Origin of the sequence: Acinetobacter piscicola (assembly GCF_015218165.1) — a bacterium.
GTDB lineage: Bacteria > Pseudomonadota > Gammaproteobacteria > Pseudomonadales > Moraxellaceae > Acinetobacter > Acinetobacter piscicola_A.
The window spans coordinates 2,395,167-2,417,062 of the sequence record NZ_CP048659.1; the positions used below are offsets into that span (position 1 = coordinate 2,395,167).

The 21,896-nt window shown below is 36.7% G+C and carries 24 protein-coding genes; 15 read left to right on the plus strand and 9 right to left on the minus strand.

What is annotated here, in order from left to right:
* Positions 1-6: 6 nt before the first annotated feature.
* Together G0028_RS11785 and G0028_RS11790 are read right to left on the minus strand one after the other, a co-directional pair.
* Entirely contained in the window at positions 7-456 is a 450-nt protein-coding gene (locus G0028_RS11785) for a hypothetical protein (protein WP_180045667.1), read from the minus strand.
* Complete coding sequence (locus G0028_RS11790) at positions 446-889, minus strand: hypothetical protein (protein ID WP_174492436.1); 444 nt, start codon at positions 887-889, stop codon at positions 446-448. Before G0028_RS11790 ends, G0028_RS11785 begins: the two co-directional genes overlap by 11 nt.
* 339 nt (positions 890-1,228) lie before the next feature.
* Here G0028_RS11790 and ahpC point away from each other — a divergent pair, with 339 nt between their 5' ends.
* Positions 1,229-1,792, plus strand: a complete 564-nt coding sequence (gene ahpC, locus G0028_RS11795; protein ID WP_130073220.1) for an alkyl hydroperoxide reductase subunit C — start codon at positions 1,229-1,231, stop codon at positions 1,790-1,792.
* Between the two features lie 121 nt (positions 1,793-1,913).
* Here the strand turns inward: ahpC and G0028_RS11800 are convergent, their stop codons facing one another.
* A complete protein-coding gene (locus G0028_RS11800; protein WP_180045666.1) occupies positions 1,914-2,969 on the minus strand; it encodes an aromatic ring-hydroxylating oxygenase subunit alpha in 1,056 nt (351 codons plus the stop codon).
* Positions 2,970-3,131: 162 nt separating this feature from the next.
* Between G0028_RS11800 and G0028_RS11805 the strand changes: the two genes are divergently transcribed.
* Together G0028_RS11805 and puuE are read left to right on the plus strand one after the other, a co-directional pair.
* A complete protein-coding gene (locus G0028_RS11805) occupies positions 3,132-4,079 on the plus strand; it encodes a LysR family transcriptional regulator (RefSeq protein WP_180045665.1) in 948 nt (315 codons plus the stop codon).
* Between the two features lie 120 nt (positions 4,080-4,199).
* The gene (gene puuE, locus G0028_RS11810; RefSeq protein WP_180045664.1) at positions 4,200-5,165 is read left to right on the plus strand and encodes an allantoinase PuuE; all 966 of its coding nucleotides are present in this window, start codon (positions 4,200-4,202) and stop codon (positions 5,163-5,165) included.
* A gap of 165 nt (positions 5,166-5,330) precedes the next feature.
* Here the strand turns inward: puuE and G0028_RS11815 are convergent, their stop codons facing one another.
* Both G0028_RS11815 and alc read right to left on the minus strand, forming a co-directional pair.
* Positions 5,331-5,873, minus strand: a complete 543-nt coding sequence (locus G0028_RS11815; RefSeq protein WP_174492431.1) for an ureidoglycolate lyase — start codon at positions 5,871-5,873, stop codon at positions 5,331-5,333.
* A 63-nt stretch (positions 5,874-5,936) separates the two neighbouring features.
* Positions 5,937-6,941: an allantoicase gene (gene alc / locus G0028_RS11820; RefSeq protein ID WP_180045663.1), complete on the minus strand. Its 1,005-nt coding sequence runs from the start codon at positions 6,939-6,941 to the stop codon at positions 5,937-5,939.
* A 155-nt stretch (positions 6,942-7,096) separates the two neighbouring features.
* On the opposite strand from alc, the gene G0028_RS11825 reads away from it, so the two are divergent.
* The 8 genes from G0028_RS11825 to G0028_RS11860 all read left to right on the plus strand — a co-directional run bounded on the left by G0028_RS11825 (position 7,097) and on the right by G0028_RS11860 (position 14,993).
* Complete coding sequence (locus tag G0028_RS11825; RefSeq protein WP_180045682.1) at positions 7,097-7,813, plus strand: FadR/GntR family transcriptional regulator; 717 nt, start codon at positions 7,097-7,099, stop codon at positions 7,811-7,813.
* A gap of 202 nt (positions 7,814-8,015) precedes the next feature.
* Positions 8,016-9,173: an FAD-dependent urate hydroxylase HpxO gene (gene hpxO, locus G0028_RS11830; protein WP_180045662.1), complete on the plus strand. Its 1,158-nt coding sequence runs from the start codon at positions 8,016-8,018 to the stop codon at positions 9,171-9,173.
* 116 nt (positions 9,174-9,289) lie between these two features.
* Positions 9,290-9,790: a 2-oxo-4-hydroxy-4-carboxy-5-ureidoimidazoline decarboxylase gene (gene uraD, locus G0028_RS11835; protein ID WP_180045661.1), complete on the plus strand. Its 501-nt coding sequence runs from the start codon at positions 9,290-9,292 to the stop codon at positions 9,788-9,790.
* A complete protein-coding gene (gene uraH, locus G0028_RS11840) occupies positions 9,791-10,126 on the plus strand; it encodes a hydroxyisourate hydrolase (RefSeq protein ID WP_180045660.1) in 336 nt (111 codons plus the stop codon).
* A 51-nt stretch (positions 10,127-10,177) separates the two neighbouring features.
* On the plus strand, positions 10,178-11,551 hold the full coding sequence (locus G0028_RS11845; RefSeq protein WP_180045659.1) for a nucleobase:cation symporter-2 family protein: 1,374 nt from the start codon (positions 10,178-10,180) through the stop codon (positions 11,549-11,551).
* A gap of 640 nt (positions 11,552-12,191) precedes the next feature.
* Positions 12,192-12,869: an IS1595 family transposase gene (locus G0028_RS11850; RefSeq protein WP_180045658.1), complete on the plus strand. Its 678-nt coding sequence runs from the start codon at positions 12,192-12,194 to the stop codon at positions 12,867-12,869.
* A gap of 14 nt (positions 12,870-12,883) precedes the next feature.
* On the plus strand, positions 12,884-14,629 hold the full coding sequence (locus G0028_RS11855) for a hypothetical protein (RefSeq protein WP_180045657.1): 1,746 nt from the start codon (positions 12,884-12,886) through the stop codon (positions 14,627-14,629).
* A gap of 157 nt (positions 14,630-14,786) precedes the next feature.
* A complete protein-coding gene (locus tag G0028_RS11860) occupies positions 14,787-14,993 on the plus strand; it encodes a KTSC domain-containing protein (RefSeq protein ID WP_180045656.1) in 207 nt (68 codons plus the stop codon).
* 113 nt (positions 14,994-15,106) lie between these two features.
* Here the strand turns inward: G0028_RS11860 and G0028_RS11865 are convergent, their stop codons facing one another.
* The 4 genes from G0028_RS11865 to G0028_RS11880 all read right to left on the minus strand — a co-directional run bounded on the left by G0028_RS11865 (position 15,107) and on the right by G0028_RS11880 (position 17,175).
* The gene (locus G0028_RS11865) at positions 15,107-15,700 is read right to left on the minus strand and encodes an O-methyltransferase (RefSeq protein WP_174492425.1); all 594 of its coding nucleotides are present in this window, start codon (positions 15,698-15,700) and stop codon (positions 15,107-15,109) included.
* 127 nt (positions 15,701-15,827) lie between these two features.
* Positions 15,828-16,040, minus strand: coding sequence for a DUF1653 domain-containing protein (locus G0028_RS11870; RefSeq protein WP_130073209.1), 213 nt, complete (start codon positions 16,038-16,040; stop codon positions 15,828-15,830).
* 106 nt (positions 16,041-16,146) lie between these two features.
* Positions 16,147-16,503, minus strand: coding sequence for a roadblock/LC7 domain-containing protein (locus tag G0028_RS11875; protein ID WP_130073208.1), 357 nt, complete (start codon positions 16,501-16,503; stop codon positions 16,147-16,149).
* Between the two features lie 264 nt (positions 16,504-16,767).
* Positions 16,768-17,175 carry a roadblock/LC7 domain-containing protein gene (locus G0028_RS11880; RefSeq protein WP_130073207.1) on the minus strand — a complete coding sequence of 136 codons (408 nt, stop codon included), beginning with the start codon at positions 17,173-17,175 and terminating at the stop codon, positions 16,768-16,770.
* Between the two features lie 404 nt (positions 17,176-17,579).
* On the opposite strand from G0028_RS11880, the gene ahpF reads away from it, so the two are divergent.
* The 4 genes from ahpF to G0028_RS11900 all read left to right on the plus strand — a co-directional run bounded on the left by ahpF (position 17,580) and on the right by G0028_RS11900 (position 21,841).
* Positions 17,580-19,145, plus strand: a complete 1,566-nt coding sequence (ahpF, locus tag G0028_RS11885; RefSeq protein ID WP_180045655.1) for an alkyl hydroperoxide reductase subunit F — start codon at positions 17,580-17,582, stop codon at positions 19,143-19,145.
* Positions 19,146-19,318: 173 nt separating this feature from the next.
* Positions 19,319-19,663 (plus strand): hypothetical protein, encoded by a 345-nt coding sequence (locus G0028_RS11890; RefSeq protein WP_174492422.1) that lies wholly within the window; start codon positions 19,319-19,321, stop codon positions 19,661-19,663.
* A 123-nt stretch (positions 19,664-19,786) separates the two neighbouring features.
* A complete protein-coding gene (locus G0028_RS11895) occupies positions 19,787-20,488 on the plus strand; it encodes a VIT family protein (RefSeq protein WP_180045654.1) in 702 nt (233 codons plus the stop codon).
* 141 nt (positions 20,489-20,629) lie between these two features.
* On the plus strand, positions 20,630-21,841 hold the full coding sequence (locus tag G0028_RS11900; RefSeq protein WP_130073203.1) for a YeeE/YedE family protein: 1,212 nt from the start codon (positions 20,630-20,632) through the stop codon (positions 21,839-21,841).
* Positions 21,842-21,896: the final 55 nt, after the last annotated feature.

Here is a 21,896-nt window from a genome sequence, read left to right on the forward strand (position 1 = left end):
CTATTCTCAATACGCTGAAATATTGATATATATCAAATTTAAAATCATAAAAATCAATTGACAAATTAGACATTCAAGCAACCAAACATTGTCACAATATTTTATACTGTCATGAATAATGAGATTGAGTGGAATCACCACCATACTTAAACAAAAGAATTGCAACAGGCACAATGTAGTCAATAATCTAATGAACCACGGACGAGAAAGTCTGAAAAAATATAAAGGAGAAAAGATCAAACCCAACAGTCCCGCAGCACCAAAAACTGCAGCATCATCAATTTCAGAACCTTGAATTTCATGAAAGTGGGTCAAAATACCTTCTTCATAAAAGCTCATGACACACAGACCCGCATCTTCAACTTGCAAAGCACAATAACTAGCCAAATATAAGAAAACTAAAATGATGATTTTATAGGTATTAATTTCAAATATGTTTGTATTTTTAAAATTCATGAAAAACAAACACTAAACTTAAAATAAAAAAGAGTAATTCTCCAATCACCCACGCCAACAGCCAATAATTTTGACAATACACAATACTGTCATAGACCAAGCCAAAGACTGAAGGTGAATCGATCATACTACTCAGGAAAATCGTTTGCAGAAGAATCAGTGTGACAAAAAACAACAGATACCATCCCCGATGATAAGACCACAGTAAGGGGATCAAGAAAATCAATGCCGTCATGGCGCTCATATCAAATATATTCGGATCTTTGCTGATGCCCCCATTCAATTCGTCCAATGACCAAACGGTATTCTGCCCCATATATTCATACAGACAGAATGTACTGTTTCCTCCCAACATACATAATGCTGCGATCAGCAAAGCCAATACAGCAACAATGCGAATACTTTGATCAATGATCATTTTATACAATTTCATGCCAAACCATGAGCATCTTATCTGAATAAAATATATACACTAAAATATTTTTTATTTCTTTTTTGCAACCATCCCCTTGAAAAGTGCTGTCACTGGCTGCATGTTATTGAGATATTTAATTCGATTGTTTTGTCATTCAATTAACATATTTTTAATATATTAATCAGTATTGAAAATAGTTTTGTATGAACAAAATGATCTTTTGAAGAAATAGTTCTAGTGCTTGGTTAATTCGTTTTTTCCGATATTAACCATAAAAAAATACTATTTCCCCAATAAAGAAATATACTTTATGCTAATTCCATAAATTAGATACTCACTTCAATCATGGAGATAATGATGAGCTTAATTAATACTGAAGTTAAACCATTTAAAGCACAAGCGTTCCAAAACGGTCAATTCATCGAAGTTACAGAAGCTGATCTTAAAGGTAAATGGTCTGTAGTTTTCTTCTATCCAGCAGACTTCACTTTCGTTTGCCCAACTGAACTTGGCGACCTTGCTGACAACTATGCTGAATTCCAAAAATTAGGTGTTGAAATCTACTCAGTTTCTACTGACACTCACTTCACGCATAAAGCTTGGCATGATTCTTCTGAAGAAATCAAAAAAATTCAATACGTAATGGTTGGCGATCCGACTTGGACACTTGCTAAAAACTTCGAAGTATTAATCGAAGCTGATGGTCTTGCTGATCGTGGTACTTTCGTTATCGATCCAGAAGGAAAAATCCAAATCATCGAAATCAATGCTGGTGGTATTGGTCGTGATGCTTCTGAACTTCTTCGTAAAGTTAAAGCTGCTCAATACGTACATGCTCACCCAGGTGAAGTATGTCCTGCTAAATGGAAAGAAGGCGAAGCAACTCTTGCTCCTTCAATCGACTTAGTTGGTAAAATCTAATTTTTATTAGATCATACCGATTCAAAAAACCACGCTTTTAGCGTGGTTTTTTATTGAACTCAATCTATTTTGCACTATACATTTAAAGACAAGCACGAAAATTTATTCTACCCACTCAGCTTTAAACTGTATAATTTTTACTCAAACCCCATTCAGCCAAAATACGGCGGTACATGGTAGAAGAACGATCTGCCTCAAAATGCGCCTCCATACTGATGTCTAAAGGTAACTCTTCAGGCTTTTGAGCTTCAACCATCTCTTGATCTTCAGCAAAAATCTGCGCATTAAAGTCATAAACTGCCTGTAAATCACCTGTTGTATCAAAATTACGGGTTAAAGGTACAAATAAACGTGTCTTATTATGCGATACAGGACAACACGCATTTAAAATTTTTAAAATACCGTGATGAGGAAAATGTACTGTTAATACTGCCGAAAATGGGGGATAAACATCAAAAATGCGTTCCCATAAAAAACCCTCAGGTGCTAAATGTTGCATGCCATGCGGATAATTACTCACATTACTCACATAGTTCGTATGCAAACCATAGTCCGTCCTTTCGGTTGAATATTTAGGGACAACTTGATTTTCCCGATCAGCAAAAGCTTGATGATGTACCCAAGCAAAATGCGCAACATCAATAAAACCTTCCAACTGGCGTCCACTCGAACCTGCAATATCAACATATGGCGGTAAAATCGCTTGATGTCCTTCTGCTTCCCACGTATCTAGCACGGGTAAATTTGCCAAACTTTCATCACGCCCTAAAATACTGGTCCAAACCAAACCATATTTGATCACAACTGGAAATTTGCTCAGTGAAAAACGTTCAGAAATCTTGGTGAGTTCAGGTTGAGCTGGAATTTTGATGCATTTTCCAGCTTCATCAAAATGTAAACCATGATAAGGACAAATAATCGTCTCACCTTCGACCCAGCCTTTACTCAAAGGGACACCGCGATGAGGACAAATATCACGAACCAAATAAATCTGACCATTTTCAGTTTGATATAGCGCCAAATTCAGATCCAATAATGTCACTTGCTGCGGTTGCTGACTGACATCTTCCACGCGAGCCACAGGATACCAATGTTGCGCCAATATTGACCAATCTTGATCATTAAACTGGCTATGACAAGGTTTGTTCGGAAGCTGAAGCATCGGAATGGCATTCATAAATTGGCTCTTTTAAAAGATATTTGTTCTATTGAGCAGTGTGGAATACATCCTTATTTTCGTCTATTAGAATGATTTATATGATTCATTCTAAAAATCAGAACACTCAGGCATTAAAATTGCTTAGTACTTGATGAGAAAGATTTATTTTAAGGAAAAATGATGGTACTGCCTTTTTCCCGCTTTACTGAATATTTTATGGTGGTTGCGCAAACAGGGAGCTTACGTAAAGCAGCCGATCAACTTTATATTTCTGTTTCCGCGGTACATCGACAAATCGTATTAGCTGAAGAAGAGTTAGGCATTGCATTATTTGAACGCTTGCCGAATGGGCTCAAACTGACTTTGGCCGGAGAGCTTTTATTTGCAGATGTTTTAAATTGGCAAAAAGATTTTAAAATCACCCAAAAACGTTTAAATGAAATACAAGGTTTACAACGTGGTGCCATCGATTTTGGCATTATTTCAGCAATGAGTGACAGTTTTATCAGTACTGTCATCCATTCCATGCATCAACAATATCCGTGGATTAATTTCAATATTCATGTCATGGAAAGTGACCAAGTTGCGCATGCTGTCATGAATGCTGAGCTGGATTTTGGCATCATTCTTAATCCTAAACAGCAACATCAATTACAAATCAATAGTTTTATCGAATTACCCTTGGGATTTCTCATTCCCAAATCGCACCCTTTAGCCAACAAAGCCAAAATCTATTTTTCAGATATCTTGGAATGCACACATATTTTACCTGCTGCTCCCTTGATTATTCATGACTTAGTGGTTTCGTTATATAAAAAGCACGATTTTAATCCGCCCCATAAAATCCAATGTAACGATATTCGCATGATGATTTCTTTACTCAAACAAAATTTAGGCATCGGCATGATGAGTTATCTCGATGCTGATCCTTATATTGAACAAGGTGAATTTATATTTCGTCCAATCTCTGAAAATGGTCTACACATGATCACAGTTGCATTATGCGTTGCACCAAAACGGCAACTTTCCAAAATTTCTCAGATCATGATGAATCAAAGCATTGAACACATGGAAGTACTCAAATCGCACATACAGCAGTATTTTCAACAAGAAACCCAGCTTTCCTGACTCAACCCAATCACATAAATATTTAACTTTAGATCTTTATGCATGAAATCAAAACATTCAATAACCTCATTTCAGATGATCCTTTTCTGACGTGAATACAGCATAATTTAAGGCATTGCTATGAAAGACGCTCCAAACACTATTCATCAATCCGCAAAATATCCACGAGATATGATCGGTTATGCAGACCATCCTCCACACGCACAATGGCCCAACCAAGCTAAAATTGCCGTCCAATTTGTTCTCAACTATGAAGAAGGTGGGGAAAAACATATTTTGCATGGTGATGAAGGTTCAGAACAATTTTTATCTGAAATGAGTGGTGTAGAAAGCTACCCTGCTCGCCATCTGTCGATGGATTCAATTTATGAATATGGTTCACGTGTTGGTTTTTGGCGTATTCAGCAAGAATTTGCCAAACGCAATCTGCCATTAACAATTTTTGCTGTTGCTATGGCTTTACAACGTAACCCTCGTGTGGTCGAAACCATTAAACAGCACCAATATGACGTTGTTTCACATGGACTACGTTGGCTACATTATCAAAATATTGACATCGAAACTGAACAAGCCCATATGGCTGAAGCGATACAAATTTTAACGGAACTATTTGGTGAAATGCCCACAGGTTGGTATACAGGTCGTGATAGTCCCAATACACGTCAATTATTGGCTGAATATCATCATATTCAATATGATAGTGATTATTATGGTGATGACTTGCCTTTTTGGACAACACTCTGTAATCAACAAGGGCGCACTCGTCCACACCTGATTATTCCCTATACTTTAGACAGCAATGACATGAAATTTGCTTCACCGACAGGTTTTAATCGCAGTGAAGATTTTTTTGAATATTTAAAAGATGCTTTTGATGTTTTATATGCAGAAGGTGCAACGCATCCGAAAATGCTATCGATCGGAATGCATTGTCGGATTTTAGGTCGCCCTGCCCGTTTTAAAGCCTTACAAAAGTTTTTAGACTATATCCAAAGTCATCAACATGTCTGGATTTGCACTCGGCAAGAGATTGCAGAACATTGGTATCAATATCATCCATATTCAGCCGATGCTACAGATGAATGAACTTAGGCTCGAAATAAAAATACCGACTTCAAGACGTGTGCTTGAAGTCGGTATTTTTTTGCAATAAATCATTTGAAACATGCCGCTATACAACTTTATAACATGTATTAAACCGTGTTCAAAAATGATGAGCGAGTACAGATAAACGGGGGATGATTTAAGAACCTACTTGTTCAATATTTGTAATGCCTCAATATCTACTACATCTACTGCCCAATACGGTTGTGATAATGAATGAATATCACAATTTTGTCCTGTCCCAATTCGATCAACGACCAAAAAATCACTTGGGCACTCCAACGTCATCAAAGGATGATGCCAAACACCGACATGATAATTCACACCTTGCTGCCCATTACTGATAAATGCCTGAATCTGTTGTTCATTAGGTTGATTATCATTTAAACAGGGGGCAACAACCAAAATAAATGGCTGTTGATGCAAAGGAATAAATGCCTGTGAACCTAAAGGATGCCTTTCCAACATTTTAACTTGAAAAGGAAGCTGGGTGACGTGTAAATTGCGGAAAATACTCATGCCAACCTCAGCATTTTCTCCAACTATTTTTGCCAATGCCAAAGCATGATAGCGCTCGGTTAAACCTTGATTGATTGGAAAAAAATCATTTCCTTGGATCTCAATCACATCACCAAATTGCGCAAATTTTTCTTGAGTTAAGCGCTGTATTATGATTTGCTTTTCAATCATCTGCCTTTGCTCTTTCATTTTATTTTCAATCACTTTAGAAGTAAGGTGATCCATGCACAAAAATCAGGACTGAACCCTTCCCCATAAACGAATACGACTGATTCCACCATCAGGAATCATATTGACCCGAATATAATTTACTTTTTTCTGCTGTAAAATTTCGGTACTAAACTCCGCCACACAATCCATACTTAACGGTTGTTGTTCAAGTAAAAATGACCAAAACATACTTTGTGGGACCAATTGCGCATCCGTTGCATCTTCGACATAAGCGGCTTGAATCGAACAAAATGCGGGGAAATTGCCTTTAAAATGTGCGGTATCAATATCAATTTTTTCAACTTGTCCTGCTTGCCCCAAAGCAATAATGCACCAATCAAATCCAGGAGCTCTACGTCGTTTGGTTTCCCAACCATCTCCCATATTTAATCCAGCTTCAGGGCTGAGTAAATTATTCGGATGCCCAAAATGCGCATCACTAAAGGCCACGATTCGTCCTCCATTTTTCAGCCCGATCAAATCAATTTGTTGTGTCACATCTACATGCTCCATCACCACGCTGCCGTACACTTTTAAACGTGCAATTCCACCATCAGGAAAAATATTGAGCCGAATATGAGTGATTTTATGTGGCACACAATCAAAAAAATGGTGCTGATCAGGCAATAAATTTGAGTTTTCTAATAAGACAATCCATTTTGCACCTTCGAGCGCACCATCAGGTGCATAACAGCCTTCAATCGATGCCGAAGCTGGATAGTTGCCTGTAAAAAATGAAGTATCGATATCAAAACCTGACACCATCCCCGTCACACCTAAACGGACGATACACCAGTCATAACCTGCTTCTCGTTTGCGTCGTGTTTCCCAACCATCCATCCATTTACCATGCGCATCGTATTTCCCCTCAATAAATTGCGGCAATGCACTGTGTAATATTCTTTCTGCTTGCGCAAAAAACTCATCAGAACAACTGACAATGGTTGCACCAATACGCTCATCGGCAAGATTGGTAAGTTTCTGTAAATGCGTAGGTAAAGTAATCGCTTTTGCAATATGCACAGTCATAGGTCAGTCCTAAACGTTATTTTCATTGTGTTATGCAAAATCTAGTCCAACTGGTCTGACCTGTTATAAAAATTTATTTTTTATCGTGCCCATCAATACTGATTTAAATTTTGTGTAGAATAATCATGCTATTTAAATTTTAGGCTAAATGTATGATAAATCCACACGCCGTGCTCAATGGAAAAACATCTCAGGTCACTGAGCAAGCTGTGGAGCTTATTCACCAACGTATACAACAAGGCATTTACCCTATAGGCGCTGCATTGCCTGCTCAACGTGAACTTGCAACTCAGTTTGGCATCAGTCGTGCCTCATTACGAGAAGCTTTAACGCGTTTAGCCGCTTTAGGTTTATTAGAAATCAAAGCAGGTAAAGGGGTCTATGTGATTGCTCAGCATAGTCAAATGGCTGAACAATGGGATCTTGAATATCCTGTTTCACTCAAAGATTTTTATCAATTACGCTATATTCTCGAAAGTTTTTGTGCGTTACTTGCTTGTGAATATTTAAGTGAGCAAGACAAAGCGACACTTCAGCAATATGAGCAACGACTTGAAGCGTCTATTCATGAGAAAAATTGGCAGGCAGCATCTGAATATGACTATGCTTTTCATCAATATATAATTGAGTTAAGTCATAACCAGACTATTATTCAAACCCTTAAATTACACATCGATCACATTAAAAAAAGTCAAATTTTACCGTTTACTCAAGCCAATTTAGCTTTTAAAACCATTCAAGAACATAAGTTGATTTTACAAGCCTTATGTCAACAAGATGGTTTAGCTGCTGAAAAAGCCATGCGAGCACATATTATTGGTGCAGCTCAAAGAGCAGGTGTATATTTTTCACGCTACGACAACACAATATAATCCGCAATTACTCAATTCACCTCATTCCCTAAAACATGCACTTTTTTGCTTCAAAATTTGAGCAGTAAGTCCATATTTCAAATTTTCTGCTTCGTCATAAGGCAATTTTACTGGTAAGACCAGTAAAACCAGTGATTAAAAATTGGCACGCTTCTCGCTTAATACTGTTTAGAAATTTTGATAATGATTGAAGGTCTAAATAATGAAAATTGCGATTATTGGTGCAGGAATGGGCGGTTTAACCGCAGGTATTGCCTTAAAAAAATTTGGGCATCAAGTCACTATTTATGAACAAGCCGCAGAAATTTTACCTGTTGGTGCTGCGATTTCACTTTGGTCTAATGGGGTGAAATGCCTCAATTATTTGGGTTTAACCGATCAAATTCAGGCCTTAGGTGGGCAAATGGATACACTCGCCTATGTGGATGGACTGAGTCAAAAAACCATGACTCAATTTAGTTTAACACCGCTATATCAAGAAGTTGGACAACGTGCCTATCCTGTGGCTAGAGCCGATTTACAACATTTATTGATGCAATATTTTGGGCTTGATGACATTCAGCTTGGAATGAAAATGACAGATATTTCCTCCCATCCCGACCATGTCAATATTCATTTTGAAGATGGTACAGAGATCACAGCCGACTTACTCATTGGTGCAGATGGTACACATTCACTCACACGTCAATTTGTCCTAGGCTATCAAGTTGAGCGTCGCTACGCAGGATATGTCAATTGGAATGGACTAGTTGAGATCAATGAAAATATTGCTCCTGCCACACAATGGACGACATTTATTGGCGAAGGAAAGCGTGTCTCTCTCATGCCTGTAGCACAAAATCGTTTTTATTTCTTCTTTGATGTTCCTCTTGAACTTGGACAACCCAATCAGCGTGAAGGATACAAACAAGATTTAAAAAAATATTTTTCTGAATGGTGTGAACCTGTACAAACATTGATTGATCATTTAGATGAACAAAAAACCAACCGTGTCGAAATCCATGATATCGAACCTTTTATGAATTTCTATAAAGATCGTGTCGTACTCCTCGGTGATGCAGCTCACAGCACAACACCTGATATTGGTCAAGGAGGTTGCCAAGCGATGGAAGATGCGATTTATCTCGCACGTGCCCTACAAATCAATACCTTTGGACTGGAAGATACTTTGGCTCGTTATCAGAATAAACGTAATGATCGTACAAAAGAAATGGTTTTAAGAGCACGTAAACGCTGTGATGTTACCCACATGAAAGACCCAGCAATAACCCAAGAATGGTATCAATCTTTATATCAAGAACAAGGCAATCATATTATGCAAGGTATTATCAGTAATATTGTGGGTAATCCACTCGATTGATTCATCATTCTACCGATCTTAAAAATCAATGATCACTCAAAATGGCATAGTCATTGCGTATTTAAAATATCTGGTCTGACCTGTCAGACATTAAAATAAGTCGAAGTGGAACAAATATGCATTTAGAAACATTTAATCAACTCGAAGCCCATGAAGCTCACATTGTTTTAAAAGCTTGCGTACATATTCCGCGTTGGATATCAGATCTTAGCGATCAGCGACCTTATGCGGCTTTAGAACAGTTATATCAAACTGCTGACCAACATGCCTTAACTTGGCAATGGGCGGAAATTGCGGCAGCTTTGGCACTACATCCCCGCATTGGCGAAAAAAAAGCAGCAGTACAGCTATCTGAAAAAGAACAACAATTTTCTCAACATGAGCAAGCTCAGGTCAGCACAGATGAAGAATTACAACAAGCACTTTATCAAGGTAACTTAGCGTATGAGCATAAATTTGGACATATTTTTTTAATACGAGCTGCTGGTCGTACTGGACAGGAAATATTATCAGCACTACAACACAGGTTAAAAAATACGTTTGAAAAAGAACAAGTTGAAGTCAAAAAACAATTGACTGAAATCGCAATGTTGCGCTTAAAACAGGAGATTCAATAAATGTTAACCATCAGTACACATATTTTAAATGCTTCTCTGGGTCAGCCTGCGCCGCAAGTTTTAGTGAAATTATTTTACATTCAAGCCGATCAAAGTACTTTAGTTGATCAACAATTTACCAATGCTGATGGTCGGATTCAGACATTTCAAATCGATCAAACACCATGTGGCAGTTACCAATTATGCTTTGAAGTTGCAGCATATTTCCAATCTTTAAATGTGGACAGTTTTTACCCGAAAGTCTGTATCGATTTTTATGTAAAAGACATTGAGCAACATTATCATGTCCCGTTATTAATCAGCCCATTCTCTTATTCCACTTACCGTGGTAGCTAATCTCTTGTAACTCAGCGGAAAAATGATGATTTAAATTTAAGGAACTCCCCCATGCATCACGATAAAACACAAACTCACGATGAGAATAGCCTCAGTGCTGAACATGAAAATTTAGGCATGCACAAAAATATCATGTATGGTTTGCAGCATGTATTAACCATGTATGGCGGTATTATTGCTCCACCTTTAATCATTGGTTCGGCTGCTGGTTTAGATGCAACAGAAATTGGATTATTGGTTGCTGCTGCACTTTTTGTAGGTGGTCTTGCAACAATTCTACAAACGATTGGTTTTAAACACTTTGGTGCAAAACTTCCAATTGTTCAAGGGGTTTCTTTCGCAGGGGTTGCCACAATTTTAGCCATTGTCAGCACAGGTAGTGGACTTGCATCTGCCTTTGGTGCCGTGATTATCGCATCGGTCATTGGCTTATTACTCACGCCTTTTTTCGCAAAAATTATTCGGTTTTTCCCTCCTGTTGTGACTGGATGTGTGATTACCATGATTGGTATTTCACTGATCCCTGTTGCCATTCGCTGGATTATGGGGGGAAATCCTCAAGCTGCGAATTGGGGTGATCCGACCAATGTCGGCTTAGCGGTACTTACTTTAGCCATTGTCATCATTTTTAGTATGCTTCAACACCAAATTCTACGCCGCCTTGCGATCCTTATTGCCATTGTACTGGGTACACTGTTTGCCTATATGACAGGTTTTGCTGATTTTTCACATGTCACCACTGGGGCAGTATTTGCCTTACCCAGTTTTTTTCATTTTGGTGCACCTGTGTTTGAGTTTTCTGCCATTTTAGCCATGGTGATCGTCACCTTAGTCATTATGACTGAAACCACAGCAGATATTATTGCCATTGGAGAAATTGTAGACACTCCAATAGATGCGAAACGCATCGGTGATGGCTTACGTGCTGATATGTTATCTAGTGCTATTTCCCCTATTTTCGGTTCATTTATGCAAACAGCTTTTGCACAAAATGTAGGTTTAGTTGCAATTACAGGCATTAAAAGCCGCTTTGTTGTGGCGACAGCAGGCTGTATTTTAATTGTTTTAGGTTTATTACCCATCGTTGGACGTTTAGTCGCAGCCATTCCACTACCTGTTTTAGGTGGTGCAGGCATTGTGTTATTTGGTACTGTTGCTGCAAGTGGAATCCGCACGCTGGCAAAAGTCGACTATGACAATCATAAAAACCTCATTATTGTGGCAACTTCACTTGCAATTGGCATGATTCCGATTATAAATCATGAATTTTACGCACAATTTCCAACTTGGGTCAAAACTTTACTGCATTCTGGCATCAGTTCAGCTTGTCTCAGTGCTATCTTACTGAATATTATTTTTAACCATTTACCCTTTACCAAAAAAACACCCAATGTGACTACTTTAACGGTAAATTCAAGTCATTAACTGATCTATAGTCAATGTAAATACAAACAATGCAAATTATAAACTGGTATCTGTCGTGATATTTCTAAACTATTTTTTAAAGTTAAAAATAGTTTAGTGTTGTACATACATTCAAGTGAAGTTGCCCTACTCAATGGAAAAAAGACAACGCTACTTTAGCTCCTTCAATCGACTAGACAGGTAAAATCTAATTATTCATTTGAATGAATTAGATTGAACTCATAAAAAACTACGCTTTTAGGGGAGTTTTTGAATTATTTTAAGCATAACGTTCTCGTCATTGGATCGGTGTTAGGCCTTTATATTTTTTAAATAAGCGAATAAAAAACCAGTATTTTTATAAGCTAGTTGTTTAACAATGATGTCATTATTATTAAAAACTCAATGAATTAATACTTCAAAAATTATTTATAACTAAAAGTGAATATCATTTATTTTTATTACAGTTTTTTAGTTATAAATAATTAAATACTACCCTAACATACTGTACAGAAAATATTGAATAAATGTATAATTTATTTACAACCAAAATAGTTGGTTTTGTTTCCATATTTTAGTTAAATATCATATATAAGATCTTAGATAATATGCAAGGGGCTTAGGAAGCAAACATATCTAAATTATATGGTAACTTCCTAATATGAAACATAAAAATAGATACTATTTACGTTCTAAAATTACAGAAGCGAAATTCAGACAGATTATTCACTTTTTTGCCATGGATTTTACTGCTACAGACACCGCTGAATTAACCAATATTTCTGTCCGATCCATCAATTCGATCTTCATCAAAATTCGTCATAAAATAGCCCAAGCTTGTGAAGAGGTTTCTCCTTTTGAAGGTGTGGTTGAGCTTGATGAATCTTACTTTGGGGCACGTCGTGTTCGTGGTAAACGGGGACGTGGTGCTTCAGGAAAAACTATCGTTTTTGGACTGTTAAAACGAGAAGGTAATGTCTACACAGAAATTATACCCGATTGCTCCAAAGCCACGCTGCAAGGGATTGTCAGAGGTCATATTGAGCTGGACTCAGTGATTAATACTGATGGATGGCGTGGTTATGATGGTCTGGTAGATTTGGGCTTCAATAAACATCTACGTGTTAATCATGGCAACAATGAGTTTGCATGTGGTGATCGGCATATAAACGGGATTGAATCATTTTGGGGATATGCAAAAAAGCGTTTAATTAAATTCAATGGAATTGACAAGAAAATGTTTTATCTGCATCTTAAAGAGACGGAGTATCGCTTCAATCATCGGCACAATAATTTGTACCTCAATTTGCTTAAACTACTCCGTGAAAATCCTCTTTAGCTTCCTAAGCCCCTATGCAAAACTATATCCCTTTTCAACTGAGAACACTTGTTATACAAATTGATCCTTCATTAGATATGTATTGGGAAGATAACTTAAGAACCATTTTCACCAAAATAGATCCAAAAGATCAAGAAAATATTTTTCAACAAATTCTACAACCCAAAGATATTCGCTGGGATCGTGAACAACATCGTTTCTCCCACCATATAAGAAATGATTTAGAAAGTATTATTAAACAAATCCCTCACACAGGCATGAAAACTCTTGCTCAAAAAATTTTACTGTCTCTAGAACAATTAAAGCAATATAACAGTGTCATAGAAGTTGCGGATTATTTAGAAAGTATTCTTAATCAAATTGATAAAATTGATGTTGAAGAAAATATTGAATTACAACGTTTAAAATTAAGCATTCGAAAAGAATTTATTTATGCAGCTGGTGCTATTATCAAAAATAAATCTGAACTCATTATTCCTCCAAATTATCGAAATTTAACTTTAGAATGCGTCAAATCGTTTATTTTAGAAGTCTATCTTAAACAACAGTTATTAGGTTTTTGGTTCAAAACATTACGTCCACGTCATTTAAAAGGGCAATCCCATCCATTATTTAACGAACATTTACTGAAAGAACAAAAAATTCGCCAACTTGAAGTCGTCAAAACCTCCAAATTTATTTTTGCACTCGCACCTAGTCGTGACCTTAATGTAAATCCTTTTTCAATCCGTCGTTTCTTGTTAGAAGAAAAAATTGCTTTTTCTCATAATGTTTACTTAAATGGCGTTGCTTTTGACTTAACACAGCTTCAAGACAATAATGCTACCACGACTTTTTTAGAACAAATCATTCGGATTATTACAATAGAAAAACTTATTTCCCAACAAATCATTGACTTAATTGATAAGTTTGAACTATATAGTGTTAACCATCTTTTCCCTCTTCTATTTCAACCTCTTGATGCATCAGGACTTATTGCTGAAAAAGTGGTACAACAACGTTTGTGGGATTTTGAGCAGATGTTGAGTGTCAATATTTTAGAACCTTTAGAAAATGCTCTACGTCATATCATGCAAAATAACGATGAAGCAGAATATTTATTTATTAGTATGCGTCAATTACTTGCAGATATTATTAGTTATTACAAAGATTTTCAGAGCCAACCAGCAATTATGTTTGATCAGCAAGCTGATCTTTTTTCAGCGCGATTAACAGCATATCTCACTCTCATTTCTAAACGTAAATATGATGTTTTTGTAGTTTCAACAGATGAAGACTGGCTTAAAGCAATAGAATTGATTTCTGAGCCTATTGCTCAACTCAAGACAGTTTGTAAAGATGGTCTTGATCAAAATAAAGTTCTAGTTACAGAAATCAAAGAAAAACAAAGAAGTTTAAAAGAAAAGGAAAACTCTTTTTTCAGCAAAATATTAAATAACCAAGCTAAAGTTCAGGCCCAACTTGATGATTTAAAACATCAGACTTTTACTTTAAAAGAAAATACTTATTTTGAAATTGTACGTATCCCTAAAAAATACCCATCGATGACAGTATATTTAGAGTTTGAGTCTCTGATCTCACTTAATGATAAAGAGCGGCATTATGCTTTCCCAACTGGGAAAAATTGGATTACACGTCTTCCTATTCTTGTTCAATTACCTGAAGATCGAAGTTTATTCAACCCACAAGAACTTTATCGAACAATGGAGTTTGATTTAAGTAAAATGAATCAAAAGTGGACAGCAACTATGGGAGTATAAATTCATTTCCATATTTTACTAAGCTTTGTATTCCATCAATGAATACGAAGCTTTTTTATTACAAATCTGCAATACATTCATTGATTCAAATAGACTACTTTCAACGTATACAGAAAATATTTTTCTGTAAAAACAATCAGAAATGAAGGGGTTGCTTATGGGATCAATGATTACCGTGACTTCTTGGAAGTACAATGCTTCTTCGCGGTATTTGAAAATTTTTTATAACAATGGTTCTGGTGAACTTTACCATCCTGTACCAGAATTTATTTATGATAATTTACTTCGATGTAGTGATAAAACAGCCTTTGTACATAAATATTTAGAATATGACTTACATTTTAAAAGGCTTTTGATTTTATAATTTATACATTTATTCAAATCATTATTTTTTAATAGATCAGGGAACTTCCTTCCCTGATCTCGATGATGCCAACTGAATAAAATTAAAGTTGGCAATGTTATAAGTTCAAACTTTTACTTTTTAAATGTCACCACAAATAAACCTGCACCAATTGGCAAAGTCGTAGTCATAAAACGTTCATCTTTTTTGACTTCAGCAATAAAACTCTTTACTTCAGCAGCATGTGAAATCACATTGTCTACGATCAACACGCCGCCCTGTTCCGAAATCATTTTTTGCAAATATACCCAATAATTTAGATATGCCTCACGCTCCGCATCTAATAAAATAAAATCATATTTTTCTGCTGCATTGGCTAGAAACTGTTCTGCATCTCCTACCCAAAAATCAATAACATCATCGACCTGTAATTCTTTTGCATAACTCTTGGCTTGTTCAGTACGGCATTCTTCAATTTCAAGCGTTGTTATTTTTCCCCCTGTAACTTGTGCTGCATCTGCTAACCATAAAGTTGAATAACCTGTCGACGTGCCGATTTCTAAAATACGTTTAGACTGCTGAATTCGAATCTGCATGGCGAGAAATAATGCCGACTCTGGCTCTATATTTCGATAACGCTTGATACGCTCACATTGCGTAGCATCAAATTTGATAAAGGATTGGTATAACTCATTTAATCGTTGTAAAAATGGGCTACTTAAACTCATATTCAGATCATCCTCATCTTTTCTATTCGTATTATTTCAATTATTTACGTCATTCCAATGACAACTATACCTTATATTTAATTCCTGTTATTCAAGTATTTTCTATGCAAATAATTTGTAGCAATGCTTAGACTTTATGTAAGAATTCAAAACGAGAGACGATTTGACCATTTTCCAATTCGACAGTTTCTTTAAACATATCAAGCGGTCTCACCCAAATCGAATAATCGTCATATAAACACTGATAAACGACCAATTTTTCTTGTGTTTCACTATGCTGTGCAACATGCAATACTTGATATAGCTTGCCCTTATAATGACGATAAATACCCTGTTCCATGTGCCTTCACTACTTAATAAAAGGTCAGTATAAAGTTAAGCATTACGCTATACAAATTTTAATCACAAAAAATCCGCTACGAGAGCGGATTTTTTGAAACTCTAACTCAAGAGAAATCTAATTCTTTTTCAAAACCTTTTAACTCGTGACGAGCCATTGCTAAGTTTGATTTAGAACGATCTAATACCAAATAAAGGAATAGATTTTCATTTGTTTCTAAAGGACGGATTAAATGATATTGTTTACCTAAAGTAATCAAAATATCTTCAATTTGGTCATCTAATTTTAATGCTTTTGCAACTTTACGTTTAGCACGAACAACTTCTGTATTACCAGCAGCAGCTAGTTCTAAATCAATTCCTGCACCTGCTGTTGCAAGTGATAAACCGCTTTCACTGTCAACGAGTGCAGCACAAACAAAACCATCAATATCTGATAAAGGTTCTAAAGTAATACGAGCCATAGGATTCCCCATTGTTTTCTTGTTTAACATGTTATTTTGCTATAGTGATATTCTTACAATATCATTACAGCGATCCACACTCGATCGTTAATCGAGCTCTTTCTTAAAAACTAATATTGAGTTTCTTTAATGTTATCCACATCAATATTAAATTTTTATCTCTACTTAATTTTTAACTACTATATCAATATATAACTGTCTGTATATAGTTTATTTTGAAATTTTTTAGTCCACACATTCATTCATACAAACATTGAATAAAATTCAATATTTCACCAAACTTTCAACAGTTTCTTTGGTTTCATACAACATCTGTCCAATTAAAATATCTTTCGATGTTAAGGATACTAAAACCATTGGATATTGCGCATGAGGTACTGCCGTTAAGAGTGCTTTACCATTATCAGCATCCAACGTAATCGTTTGACAACCTACAAGATTAATTTCAGAAATAAATGCGGTGACCATCGCTAAAATAGAACTACTAACTGCCGCAATTTTACTTGAGTTAGCCACATTTTTTTTATTTGCCAAGGCTATCTCAAATCCATCTGAAGAACACAGCATCACAAAATCCACACCAGAAACGCTGTTCAGCAGTTCTCGGATTTTTTGTTCCCCATATTTTGCAAAGTCTTCTGGAATTTTTCTTGATAGATTTACATCTAACATAATCCACCTATAAATTTATTTAAATTAATACACTTTTCATAGATTTTTTTTCCATGATTAAGTTGTTAATTTATTATTCGCCCCAATTAATGCAAAATATATCACATATTTTGTAATTTAAAATATATTTATCACATATATTTTAGTAAATTTCAGTTATTTTTTTCTGCTCTTTATGAGCACATTAAAATAAATTAATTTATTTTTCTACTTTTCTAACACAATTATGTAGAAGAAATAAACATAAGTACCTTATCATTACTTCACTTATATAAAATTAAAATACAATTAAAATAAAATCGAAAAAACAGATTATTAAAATAAAAACAAACTGTTTTACCTGTTAATGATTTTAGCTTACTATAAGCTCAATGAATAAATTTACTCCCTTGGAGATTGTTAGCATGTTAGATACAAATACTTCTGCTCAATTAAAAACGTTGTTAGAGCGTCTCGAAAGCCCAATCGAAATTGTTGCTTCTTTAAATGGTTCTGATAAATCAGACAAGATTAAAGAATTGGTGACAGAAATTGCTGCACTATCTGATCAAGTGACTGCACGTTTTGATGGTCAAAATGATCGTAAACCAAGTTTTGGTATCGCGAAAGTTGGTGAGCAACCACGTGTATATTTTGCTGGCTTACCAATGGGGCATGAGTTCACATCTTTAATTCTTGCCTTATTACAAGTCTCTGGTTATGCACCTAAAGTTTCAGATGAAATTTTGGCTCAAGTGAAAGGTTTAAACTTAACAGCAAACTTTGATGTATTTGTATCTTTAAGTTGCCATAACTGTCCAGATGTTGTTCAAGCATTGAACTTGATTGCGATCAATAACCCAGGTACAACCGCGACTATGATTGATGGTGCTTTCTTCCAAGATGAAGTTGAAGAACGCAAAATCATGGCTGTACCAATGGTCTTCCAAAATGGTGAACACATTGGCCAAGGTCGTATGACATTGGAAGAGATTGTTGCTAAATTGGATACAGGTGCGGCGGCAAAAGATGCAGAAAAATTAAATGCCAAAGATGCATTTGATGTACTCGTGATTGGTGGTGGACCTGCAGGTGCGACTTCCGCTGTATATGCTGCGCGTAAAGGGATCCGTACAGGTGTTGTATCTGAACGCTTTGGTGGTCAGGTGATGGATACTATGGACATTGAAAACTTTATTTCAGTGCAAAAAACACAAGGTCCTAAATTTGCAGCTGATATGGAAGCCCATGTCCGTGAATACGGTGTGGACATCATGAACTTACAGAAAGTAAAACATATTGTTGGTGCAGACCAAACTGCCAATGGTTTAGTCGAAATTGAACTTGAAAATGGTGCTAAACTTGAATCGAAAACTGTGATCCTATCTACAGGTGCACGTTGGAGAGAAATGAATGTTCCTGGTGAGAAAGAGTATAAAACACGTGGTGTTGCCTACTGCCCTCACTGTGACGGTCCACTCTTCAAAGGTAAACGTGTTGCGGTCATCGGTGGTGGTAACTCAGGTGTTGAAGCAGCAATCGACCTTGCTGGTATTGTTGAACATGTCACGTTAGTGGAGTTTGATACTAAATTACGTGCAGACCAAGTGCTTCAAGACAAATTGAACAGCTTACCAAATACCACTGTGATTATGAATGCGCTTTCAACTGAAGTGGTTGGTGATGGTTCACAAGTGACTGCATTGAAATACAAAGATCGTGCAACGGATGAGATCAAAACGATTGAATTGGCTGGAATCTTTGTACAAATCGGTTTATTACCAAATACTGACTTCTTGAAAGACACAGCAGTTGAACTTTCAAACCGCAATGAAATTGTCGTCAATGATCGTAACGAAACCAATGTCAAAGGTGTATTTGCTGCAGGTGACTGTACGACTGTTCCTTATAAACAAATCATTATTGCCTCAGGTGAAGGTGCGAAAGCAGCATTGTCTGCATTTGATTATATCATTCGTTCAGGACAATAATATTTTCAAAGTTACAGCATAATCCAATCAATCAGCTCTTTATTTTTAGAAATGAAGAGCTTTTATATTTTTGCGACATTAACAATTTTTAATATTCATTTCTCATTATTTTGTTTATATTGAAAATATCCATATGTTTGGATGAAAAATAATAGGTTAAGAAGGTAAAACAAATGAATAAATTACTTGTTGCTCTAGGTCTTGCTGCTACCGTTGCACTTGTGGGTTGTAATAAAGACAAAGCACCTGAAACAGGTGCATCAACTGGTGAACATTTAGAAAATGCTGCCCAACAAGCAGGTCACGATGTTGCAAATGCAACTGAGAATGCTGCTAACGCAACTGCAACTGCTGTAGACAATGCTGCAAGCGCAACTGTTGATGCTGCAAATCATGCTGCAACGGCGACCGCTCATGCTGCTGATGCTACTGTAGATGCTGCAAAAGATGCAACTGCTGCAACTGCTGGTGCAGTTGAGCAAGGTGCTGCAAATGTAAAAGAAGCTGCTAAAAACTAAAATCATTCCAACAATAAAAAAACTCCTGCGGGAGTTTTTTTATGATCAAAATCGAATAAAGTATTTGATTTTTATGTGTGTTCTACTATATTGATAAGAATATTTCTCATTTGAATATATACTATGTCATATCTCCCCCATCATGAGCATCATTTAATCCAACGCGCAGGTTGGCTTCGTGCCGCAGTTTTAGGGGCAAATGATGGCATCATTTCCGTCACAAGTTTAGTTGTTGGAATGGCAGCAAGCGGTGCATCCGCACAAACACTATTTATTACTTGTGTAGCAGGTCTAATTTCTGGTGCAACCTCAATGGCAGCAGGTGAATATATTTCAGTTAAATCTCAAGTGGATATTGAAGAAGCAGATTTAGCTGTTGAAGCAAGAGAGTTAGCCAGAAATCCTCATCATGAACTTAAGGAACTGACTCAAATTTATATCCAACGAGGCTTAACGCCTGAACTTGCACATGAAGTTGCAGTACAACTGAGTGAAAAAGATGCCCTCGAAGCCCATGCTCGGGATGAAATTGGTATCAATGAAATGACGACAGCCAAACCATTGCAAGCCGCAGGCTCTTCTGCACTTTCATTTTCATTGGGTGCGCTATGTCCAATGTTAGCAATACTCCTCAGTCCTGAACAGTGGATGGCACAAATTGTAATGGTTGTGGGCATTCTTTCTTTAGCAATTTTAGGTGCGTTATCTAGCTATTTTGCAGGTACTTCGATGTTCCGTGGTAGTGCCCGTGTTACGGTTTGGGGATTAATTGCTATGCTCTTTGCCATGTGGATCGGTTCTTTATTTGATGTCACTCCACTGTAAAACATTTTATTATCAGAATATCTTATTTATACCATCAGATATTCTCAATTAAATACTTCATAATATGTGATTATTCAATATATTAATCACATAATTATCACTTAAAATACGCTCACTCAATTCGTTATATTTACTACTCCCATGTCTATTGTTGCAGCGAAATCCGATCGATCAAATTCTTCGGTTTGGGTCGCATTTATTCTTATCATTTTAGGCACCTTAGGTGCTTATCATGTTGTTGGTACCACACAAGCACTGTTATTTTTAATTGGCGGTGCTTTAGGTATGACCTTATATCATGCTTCTTTTGGTTTTACCTCCAGTTGGCGTGTCTTTTTAAACGAACGCCGTGGACGTGGTTTACGTGCACAAATGATCATGCTTGCTGTAGCGGTATTATTATTTTTCCCTGCACTTGGTGCAGGAGAGTTATTTGGCAATCCTGTCAAAGGCAATGTCAATCCTGTGTCTATCTCCGTCATGATCGGTGCTTTTATTTTTGGGATCGGCATGCAACTCGGCGGTGGCTGTGCTTCTGGTACACTCTATACGGTAGGAGGTGGTAGCGCACGTATGGTGGTCACACTCATCTTCTTTTGTTTAGGTTCTTTGATCGCAACATCGCATTTGGATTGGTGGTTTAATCTACCTCATCTTGCACCTATTTCATTGGTACACAGTTTGGGAGTGATACCTGCGCTTGTACTGAATCTTGTCATTTTTTCTATCATTGCTGCAATTACAATTTATGTTGAGAAAAAACGTCATGGTCAATTGGAATCAGAACCTGAAACCAAGCAACGCGGCTTTCGTCGTTTTTTACGTGGACCTTGGCCTTTGGTGTGGGGTGGTATTATTCTCACTTTACTTAACTTTGCTACCTTAGCATTGGCGGGTCGTCCATGGGGTGTCACCTCTGCACTTGCTGTTTGGGCTGCAAAAACTGCAAGTTTTGTAGGTGTCGATGTCGCATCTTGGGCATATTGGCAACAAGCTTCAAATGCTAAAGCTTTAACACAGTCCCTGTGGTTTGATGTCACCTCAATGATGAATTTTGGCATCATGCTTGGTGCATTACTTGCAGCAAGTTTGGCTGGAAAATTTGCACCAAATTTAAATATTCCAAAACGTTCATTACTTGCTGCTGTACTCGGCGGTTTAATGTTGGGTTACGGCGCACGTTTGGCATATGGTTGTAATATTGGTGCGTATTTTAGTGGTATTGCATCAGGTAGTTTACATGGTTGGCTATGGCTCGTTTTTGCATTTATAGGCAATAGTGTCGGGGTAAAACTGCGCCCGACGTTCTTTCCAAATGAAAAACCCCTGCCAACCAAACTCAGCGGATGTTAGCTACTCAGTGCCATTAAAAAATGCCCATCAGAGTGGGCATTTTTTAACAGATTAA

Bases quoted from the DNA above. Each gene is read 5' to 3' on its own strand.
- G0028_RS11785 (WP_180045667.1), bottom strand. From the start codon at position 456: ATGAATTTTAAAAATACAAACATATTTGAAATTAATACCTATAAAATC.
- G0028_RS11790 (WP_174492436.1), bottom strand. From the start codon at position 889: ATGAAATTGTATAAAATGATCATTGATCAAAGTATTCGCATTGTTGCT.
- ahpC (WP_130073220.1), top strand. From the start codon at position 1,229: ATGAGCTTAATTAATACTGAAGTTAAACCATTTAAAGCACAAGCGTTC.
- G0028_RS11800 (WP_180045666.1), bottom strand. From the start codon at position 2,969: ATGAATGCCATTCCGATGCTTCAGCTTCCGAACAAACCTTGTCATAGC.
- G0028_RS11805 (WP_180045665.1), top strand. From the start codon at position 3,132: ATGGTACTGCCTTTTTCCCGCTTTACTGAATATTTTATGGTGGTTGCG.
- puuE (WP_180045664.1), top strand. From the start codon at position 4,200: ATGAAAGACGCTCCAAACACTATTCATCAATCCGCAAAATATCCACGA.
- G0028_RS11815 (WP_174492431.1), bottom strand. From the start codon at position 5,873: ATGATTGAAAAGCAAATCATAATACAGCGCTTAACTCAAGAAAAATTT.
- alc (WP_180045663.1), bottom strand. From the start codon at position 6,941: ATGACTGTGCATATTGCAAAAGCGATTACTTTACCTACGCATTTACAG.
- hpxO (WP_180045662.1), top strand. From the start codon at position 8,016: ATGAAAATTGCGATTATTGGTGCAGGAATGGGCGGTTTAACCGCAGGT.
- uraD (WP_180045661.1), top strand. From the start codon at position 9,290: ATGCATTTAGAAACATTTAATCAACTCGAAGCCCATGAAGCTCACATT.
- uraH (WP_180045660.1), top strand. From the start codon at position 9,791: ATGTTAACCATCAGTACACATATTTTAAATGCTTCTCTGGGTCAGCCT.
- G0028_RS11845 (WP_180045659.1), top strand. From the start codon at position 10,178: ATGCATCACGATAAAACACAAACTCACGATGAGAATAGCCTCAGTGCT.
- G0028_RS11850 (WP_180045658.1), top strand. From the start codon at position 12,192: ATGAAACATAAAAATAGATACTATTTACGTTCTAAAATTACAGAAGCG.
- G0028_RS11855 (WP_180045657.1), top strand. From the start codon at position 12,884: ATGCAAAACTATATCCCTTTTCAACTGAGAACACTTGTTATACAAATT.
- G0028_RS11860 (WP_180045656.1), top strand. From the start codon at position 14,787: ATGGGATCAATGATTACCGTGACTTCTTGGAAGTACAATGCTTCTTCG.
- G0028_RS11865 (WP_174492425.1), bottom strand. From the start codon at position 15,700: ATGAGTTTAAGTAGCCCATTTTTACAACGATTAAATGAGTTATACCAA.
- G0028_RS11870 (WP_130073209.1), bottom strand. From the start codon at position 16,040: ATGGAACAGGGTATTTATCGTCATTATAAGGGCAAGCTATATCAAGTA.
- G0028_RS11875 (WP_130073208.1), bottom strand. From the start codon at position 16,503: ATGGCTCGTATTACTTTAGAACCTTTATCAGATATTGATGGTTTTGTT.
- G0028_RS11880 (WP_130073207.1), bottom strand. From the start codon at position 17,175: ATGTTAGATGTAAATCTATCAAGAAAAATTCCAGAAGACTTTGCAAAA.
- ahpF (WP_180045655.1), top strand. From the start codon at position 17,580: ATGTTAGATACAAATACTTCTGCTCAATTAAAAACGTTGTTAGAGCGT.
- G0028_RS11890 (WP_174492422.1), top strand. From the start codon at position 19,319: ATGAATAAATTACTTGTTGCTCTAGGTCTTGCTGCTACCGTTGCACTT.
- G0028_RS11895 (WP_180045654.1), top strand. From the start codon at position 19,787: ATGTCATATCTCCCCCATCATGAGCATCATTTAATCCAACGCGCAGGT.
- G0028_RS11900 (WP_130073203.1), top strand. From the start codon at position 20,630: ATGTCTATTGTTGCAGCGAAATCCGATCGATCAAATTCTTCGGTTTGG.